We start from the raw sequence: 7722 nt of genomic DNA, 5'->3' as shown, positions 1-7722 counted from the left end.
TGATTAGTCGTTAAAAATCTCATTTTAACTTGTCCGTTTTCTTGACGCAAGACCAAGGTCAACTTTTCGTTGAATGTGATTGGAAGTCAAAAAATAGATGAATTAAAATCTTTACAGATAAATAATGACTTTATGAAGTTAGTAAGTCAAGGTAAAGACATCACAGACTTGTACCAAAAATATTCTGAAGAAGAGCTAACAAATATAGGTATTCGCATTCATAAATCCAGTGATAGAAAGGATTGAGGAAAGAACTTTTGATGAAATAATCGGTTGGGTCTCTAACCCTTATGCAACAAGACCAATTCAGGAAAGATCTGCTATTCAAATAGAGCCAACAAGATTTTCACTAGAGGATAGGATAAAAAAAGAATAGAAGAAACTGCATCTCAGGGAATAAATGACATCGAACTTATTTATTTAGTTGACCTCTATGACATTAATTTAGACAATACAAGTGTCTCTCGCCATATTGAAGGTTTATTAACGAACAATACACAAGTAACACACTATTTCCAAGAGAAATTAAACGAAGAATTACTTGAAACGGCTTACTCTCTGGATAAGGTTCAGCAAGCCTTTATTAAATGAGGACGAGATAAGAAAATTTGCACTCTAATGACTAGGCTTTAATGCTTAGTCTTTTTTTTACACTCATTTATACAAATTTGGATTTCATAGAAAAACGGAGAGTAAAAAATTTCGATAGTTTTTGCACTATACTGAACGTATCAAGAAAACATCTTGATAACTAAAATTTAATTACAGTCCAAATTGATACGCATCAAAAGGACGGAACTAAACAGATATGAAGATATGACAGTAGTGGTCATATTCTGCACTGTATTGTTCCGCCATATTTTTGGTGTGCCTTTTGTCATACTTGGCGTATCAAAGAAGCCTTTTTCTCATTACTCTCACAGATTGCTTTATTGGGACGTGCTACGAATCTCCATCTCTTTTTGGTAAGCCAGCGTTTTGACCACAATACCATTCCCATTTCAGTAAGGGAACAGCTAAACGTATTATTACAAATCGGAAATATCAATCAGAAGACCACTCAATCCTTGTTTCCAGACCTAGACCCAGAGGGGATTGTGATTCCAACAGGACATGGGACAGGAATCATTCAGGTTATTGACAATGAACACCCGTATCAAGTCCTACCCTTACTATGTCCAACCTATTACACCAAGCGAGGTATCCTATGACCACTAAAACCTACTTCATGAGAAGTTTCAATCTCATATTATACTTACTACTTATTGCCCCAATCTGTTCTATGTTCGGTTGGTTGTTCAATTTTCTTTCCGTTCAATTAACCAATATCTCATTTGTCAATCTGGATACGGTTAAAAACGTTACCGATACCATTAGTTCTGCTTGTCACGGATTTGCTCTTGTTTCTCTACTACTAGCCTTATTATTGGCTGGGATAGAGATGATACAACGATTAAAAACAGACAGTCTTTGGAATTACTGCCAATCTGTCTATCGTACCTTTTTATTAAGACACTTCCTTTTCCAGCATGAACGAGTACAGAAGATAAGTAACCTTGAACACCAGACCGTTACCACTATCAATCCAATCCATAACGGATTTAACCGTGCTGTCCGTAAATGTATCGTAGATATACGAAAAGATACCATCGTTATATTTCTAAAAGTCCCTAGAGACCAAAATCCTAAAAGAGATGGACGCACAACTGAAAGAAGAGATTGTTAGCCAACACGGCGAATATTATTTCTCTTCTCCTATTCGAGTTCGTAACTAATTATGCTTCACTGGGCAAAAACGTTAATCCCTTGGGGCTGTGGCTTGCGTTAAGCAAAAGCCAAACAGTCCCCTTTTCCTTTTCTATACTCTATTCTATCATGACCTATTGGGGTTACTACGACCCCCAATAGGTTAATAATCAATAATCACAAAATTTTCAAAAAAGCTTTACATTTGACCTGTCATTTCTCCTTAGTAATAGAACCAAAAGAAATGAGGTAACTGCCTATGGTAAAAGAACAACGCTCAACCAAATGGACATTTCTCTTCTATGAGGAAAGCGCACCAGAAGACTACTTGAATATCTTAGAGGAACTTCATATCCCCTTTATTCTTGGTCCGTGGCACGATAAGGATATCAATAGACAAACAGGAGAGTTCAAAAAATCACACAAACATGGTGCATTCTTCTTTGATTCATTAAAAAGTTATTCCCAAGTATCAAATATCATCAGCGATAAACTAAACGGTCCAGCACATGTCGAGGTTGTTATGTCTCCAACAGGTTTATTTGACTATTTTACACATACAGAAAGCCCTGACAAGACCCCTTACAATATCGAAGATATTGAAGTTGGTTGTGGCTTTGATTTGAATAAATTCTTAATGGAAGTGAAAACCTCAGATTTTATTCATGAAGTGGTTGATATTATCGAAGAGAACGACTTTACAGAATTTGAAGAACTGGTCTGGTATGCACGAGCAAACAATATCAATCTACTAGGTCTCATTATTGAACGTACCTATTTCTTTGCTAAGTATTTAGATTCACGACGGCATAATCCAAATCGAAAGCTAGAAGCGGTTGATATTTATTTAGATAAGCTTGCTGAATTAACTCAATAACTACTCTACCCTTTTTAGCGTGAAAGTCCCTAAACGTTGATATATAAACGTTTCTAACAGCTAAAATAGATAATACTTAACCTTTACTGATACCACGTTAATTTTCGATATCTTATCTTCAAGAATAGCTAGGGAGGAACTTTTAATTACCCAAATATTACATTAGTCACTAACTTTTATATATGACTTAATAGTCTTACGAGTAGCCATATCCTGATATGCATCGTTAATTTCATCCAAGCTATATTCTTTGGTAAACACCTTACCAGGGTTGATTACACCATCAAGGACTGCCTTAAGCAGGATTTCTTTATCATAAGTAGTTACTGATGCTGGACCGCCAGCTAAAATTTTATTTTGATAGAAAGTTGCAGCAGGGTTAATCTTACTACCGTGAGGAAGACCAACTCTCCCAATGATTGAACCGGGACGACCAACCTTCATTGCTTCATCACTAGACATCTCTGTACCAACGCATTCAAGAACAGCATCAGCACCACCATTCGTTATTTCAAGTAATTTTTTAATACCTTCTTCGCCACGTTCAGCAACATTTTCAGTCGCACCAAACTCTTTAGCTAAAGTTGCACGGTCCGCATGACGTGAAGTTGAGATAATTCTCTTTGCTCCACGCATTTTTGCAGCGATAATTGCACATTGACCCACAGCACCATCACCTAAAACAATAACAGTATCACCTTTTTTCACATTAGCTACACGAGCTGCGTGATAGCCGGTTGCCATAACATCGGCTAAAGTAAGGAATGACTTAAGCATACCTTCGCTATAATCACTTGGCTTACCAGGAATTTTCACCAATGCCCATTGACCATGTTGAAAACGAATATATTCGGCTTGATTACCATCACTAAAGTTATCAGTATGATTCATACAGACGCCATCAAAGCCAGCTAAACATGCTGCACAGTGTCCACAACCATGAGTAAACGGTGCGATTACAAAATCACCAGGCTTAACAGTGGTAATATCCTTACCTACTTCTTCAACAATGCCAATTGCTTCATGACCTGAGTTTTCTGAGTTAGGTGTCCCGTGATCAAAATCACGATATGCCCATAAATCTGAGCCACAAACGCACGCTCTAACAGTCCGGATAATTACATCATCATTATTTTGGATAGTTGGCTTAGGAATATCCTCAATTACCATTTGACCAGCTTTTTCAAATCTTGCATCCTTCATAAAATTTTCTTCCTTTCATTTTCTACATCTTACCTTAATTATAAGATGAAAAAGAATATAACTGAAATACTTATTATTAAGCTAGTTCCATTCCTTTTAGTTATGATATCAGCAGATACGCTTTAAAATATCATCACAAGTGAGATGTAAAGTAACATTTCCTACTATCATAAATTACTAAATAGATATTTGATTGGAAGCAACGTAGGTTAAGAGAAATATTTTCTGAAAAGACAATCCGGTCTAAAAATGGATCAGAAGCTTTACTTTCGGTTACTGGGAAAACAGGAGTTGTTTTAACAGATTCATTAGGCAGAAAAGATAATTCTAGTTCCGATAAATCTAGGTACAAACTTGTAGATGTCGGGGACATTGCATATAATTCTATGCGTATGTGGCAAGGAGCTTTAGGTGTATCATCATATGAAGATATTGTTCGCCCTGCTTATACAGTATTATCCGTTAAAAATATGTTCATTTAAGTTTCTTTTATTTATTGGTTATGTTAGAATGCAGGTAAATAAAAAAGCACTTGTTGGCGCAAGTGCTTTCGGACCGTTTCAAAGACGGTGGTCAAATTACTTAAACAAATTAAAAAACCTGTCCATTCACTCTTCCAAAAGTTTGGGACGGGCTTTTTATTTGTGTTTATCAATATATTCGAGCAATATTAATAAGAATGTACCGAACGCAAACATCAAAGTGAGTGTTTCAAAAACACTCATATGTCGTCTAGTTCCTTTCTGTTTCTTCCAGTATACAGAGGGATTGCCCGAGAAGCAAAGACGCTATGTTGTGCTTGCACACTAGTGAGCTGCTCTCACTTTTTTTAAACTTAATTATTTAAATACGGCTTTTCATTTACAGTTTCTCAGCTTCCTTAGTTTTCCGCCGACCCCATTGTAGGATATAGATGGCGGCAATTACCACCAAAATACCTGCAATTTCAAAAACATTTAATTTTAAGTGGAAGAAAAATACACTTAAAACACTTGTTACAATGGGCTGTAAGGCGTCCATAATACTAATCACATCTGACGGAGCTAAGCGAGATGCATAAAGTAACATCGCGAAAGGAATGATTGTCCCAAATAAAATTACCGTCGATACAGATAAAACTAATGTCGTTGAGATTTCAGGAGTGTTCGTCCAAAAAGGATGAATCAAATTAAAGCAAATCCCAGCAATCATCGTTCCCCAACCAAGTACCACTAACGGTGGATTTTTAGCCGCTGCTTTCTTTGGTAACACCACATACAAAGCAGCGGTAATTCCTGAACCTAACCCCCAAAGTAGTGATACTGTGGGAACCGCTAAGTGAGCAATATCACCACGGGTAATACATAACATCACCCCAATTAAAGCGACGACAAAGGCGATAATATCTGTACGCATTGGCCATTTATGTTGGAAAACAACCGCACCTAAAACGATAAAGAGTGGCGAAAGGTACTGTAAAATTGTTGCCGTAGATGCGTTTCCTGTTTGTACAGCATAGTAAAAGGTTAAGAGATTAAGACCCAAACCAAAGATGGCATAAGTTAAAACAGAAAAGAGGCTTTCCTTAGTTTTAAAAACATCAAAAATTTGTCCCCGATAAATACCGGCACAAACCAATAATAAGATTGCTCCAGTGAAGAAAGTCCGCGTTGACAACATCCAAGTCGCTGGAATAGCTAAATTTTGTGAAATCAACTGTAGGACTGTCCCTGAAATCCCCCAACTAAGTGAAGCAAAGCCTGCTACAATAATCCCCTTAGTAACATTTGAATGTGATTCCATTCTAAAATTGTCTCCTTAAAAAAATCAATATAAGTCTATTCTATCATACTATGTTACTAAAGTTGACATTAATTTAGTTGATTTTTAAAAATTCCAAAATTTAAGAAAGCACACTTATAAATAATAATTCTGAGCTAACAACAAAAAGCCGATAGCATACCAAAAAGGACTAACATTTACGCTAGTCCTAATGTATTCATTATAATTAAGCAATTTTAGCACGATTTAGTAACAATGAAGAACCAACCACACTAATCGAGGACAGCGCCATTGCCAAACCAGCAAATTCAGGACTTAAAACTAGCCCTAAAGTACTGAAAAGCCCCGCCGCTAACGGTATACCTATCACATTGTAAATCAATGCCCAAAATAAATTAAGCTTAATACGTTTAAAAGTTTTTTGGCTCAAATCTAAGGCCCGCACAACACCCATTAGTTGGTTATTAGTCAGAATAATTCCCCCTGCTTCCAAGGCAATATCAGTTCCAGATCCCATAGCAATCCCAACCTCGGCCGTCGACAATGACGGCGCATCATTGATGCCATCACCTACAAACGCTACCGGGCCTTCGTGTTGTAATTCTCGAATCTTCTCTGCTTTTTGCGCAGGTAAAACGGAGGAAATTACTTGGTCAATCCCAACTTCTTGGGCGATTGCTTGGGCAGCAGCTTGATTATCCCCAGTTAACATCACAGTCTTTAAACCGCGTTTTTTTAGGGCCTTAATTGCCTGGCGGGCATCCGGTTTAACTTGGTCTTTAATGGCAATTAAACCTAAAACTTTTTGATTTGCAACTAAAGTTACCACGGTTTTTCCTTCCGCCTGTAATCGCGCTAGACTTTGTGCTTGGTTTGCATCAAGCGGATAGGCTGCATTTAATTTTTCGTTACCAAGGTAAACTTCTTGCCCCCCAATTTTACCAGTTATTCCTTGACCTTCAAGAACCTGGAAATCAGTCACATTTTGAGGCTGGATTTTCTCAGCTTTAGCCTTGGCTAAAATGGCATTAGCTAAAGGGTGTTCAGAGGACGCTTCTAGACTAGCAGCAAGACGTAAAATTTCCGGTTGGTTTCCAATGATTTCTGTTACCACTGGTTGCCCTTGTGTAATGGTTCCCGTCTTATCCATGACAACAGTTTGCACTTGGTCGACCGCTTCAAGAATTTCGCCATTTTTGATAAGCACGCCAAGTCGCGCCGCCCGGCCAGTCCCAACCATAATGGCCGTTGGGGTAGCCAAACCTAAAGCACATGGACAGGCAATCACTATGACTGCCACTGCGTATAACATCGCTTGCACCGCCGTCGCACCAAAGAAGACATACCAAGCCGCATAGGTTAAAAGTGCCACAATCAAAACTGCTGGAACAAAAATATTCGAAATTCGGTCAGTCAGCTTTTGAATTGGAGCACGACTCGTTTGCGCCATTTTAACTAAGTCCACAATTTGCGCCAGCATCGTTGCTTGTCCTGTCTTTTCTACTCGAAAGACAAAGGTTCCATTTTGATTTAAGGTTGCACCGATTACTTTTTGCCCCACGGTTTTGCTGACGGGAAGACTTTCTCCGGTCAACATGGCTTCATCAATGTTGCTTGCTCCAGCCACGATTTCACCATCGAGGGGAATCTTTTGACCAGGCAGAACTTTAACTAAATCACCGACTCGAATTTGATCTACTGGCAAGGTTACAAAGTCCCCAGCCCGCTTTACTAGAGCTTCCTTAGCTTGAAGTTTTTGGAGCTTTTCAACGGCAGCTGAAGCGTTATGCCGCATTCTTTCTTCTAAAACCTGCCCTAAAAGGACAAACACCGTTACAAAAGCTGCACTTTCAAAGTAGACTTCTCGGCCAGTCGCCATCGCATACACGCTATAAAAATAAGCCACTGCTGTTCCAATAGCCACTAAGGTGTCCATATTGGCATGATGATTTTTAAAAGCTGCATAGGCACTACGCCAAAAAGGCCAAGCTGACAAAGCCATAATTAGTGTCGTGGTAATTAAAGCCACCCAGTTGTAATAAGGTAACATCCAACCAAATAACATCCCCACCATATCTACCAGCATAGGAAGTGAGAGGATAAAAGCGTAGATAAAACGCTTCGTGTATGACATA

Annotated in this window: 5 protein-coding genes and 3 pseudogenes; 4 read left to right on the top strand and 4 right to left on the bottom strand. The window is 38.3% G+C overall.

Annotated features, from left to right (window positions below; genetic code table 11):
• Positions 1-81 precede the first annotated feature (81 nt).
• The 4 genes and pseudogenes from FC36_RS04160 to FC36_RS04150 all read left to right on the top strand — a co-directional run.
• A pseudogene (locus FC36_RS04160) lies at positions 82-619 on the top strand (hypothetical protein); the annotation flags it as partial.
• A 271-nt stretch (positions 620-890) separates the two neighbouring features.
• Positions 891-1211, top strand: a pseudogene (locus tag FC36_RS11600) (cell division protein FtsK); the annotation flags it as partial.
• Positions 1208-1775, top strand: a pseudogene (locus tag FC36_RS04155) (hypothetical protein). The pseudogenes FC36_RS11600 and FC36_RS04155, both read left to right, overlap by 4 nt.
• Before the next feature lie 230 nt (positions 1776-2005).
• A complete protein-coding gene (locus tag FC36_RS04150; RefSeq protein WP_025021113.1) occupies positions 2006-2623 on the top strand; it encodes a replication protein in 618 nt (205 codons plus the stop codon).
• Between the two features lie 162 nt (positions 2624-2785).
• Here the strand turns inward: FC36_RS04150 and FC36_RS04145 are convergent, their stop codons facing one another.
• From FC36_RS04145 to FC36_RS04135, 4 genes are all read right to left on the bottom strand, one after another.
• Positions 2786-3826 (bottom strand): alcohol dehydrogenase catalytic domain-containing protein, encoded by a 1041-nt coding sequence (locus FC36_RS04145; RefSeq protein ID WP_025021114.1) that lies wholly within the window; start codon positions 3824-3826, stop codon positions 2786-2788.
• A gap of 638 nt (positions 3827-4464) precedes the next feature.
• Entirely contained in the window at positions 4465-4551 is an 87-nt protein-coding gene (locus tag FC36_RS11850) for a putative holin-like toxin (protein WP_155889611.1), read from the bottom strand.
• Positions 4552-4687: 136 nt separating this feature from the next.
• The gene (locus tag FC36_RS04140) at positions 4688-5608 is read right to left on the bottom strand and encodes a DMT family transporter (protein WP_025021115.1); all 921 of its coding nucleotides are present in this window, start codon (positions 5606-5608) and stop codon (positions 4688-4690) included.
• 205 nt (positions 5609-5813) lie between these two features.
• Positions 5814-7721, bottom strand: a complete 1908-nt coding sequence (locus FC36_RS04135) for a copper-translocating P-type ATPase (protein ID WP_035188505.1) — start codon at positions 7719-7721, stop codon at positions 5814-5816.
• Position 7722 lies beyond the last annotated feature (1 nt).

This window comes from Ligilactobacillus equi DSM 15833 = JCM 10991 (genome assembly GCF_001435735.1).
Classification (GTDB): Bacteria; Bacillota; Bacilli; order Lactobacillales; family Lactobacillaceae; genus Ligilactobacillus; species Ligilactobacillus equi.
This window is presented reverse-complemented; position numbering and strand designations above follow the sequence as displayed.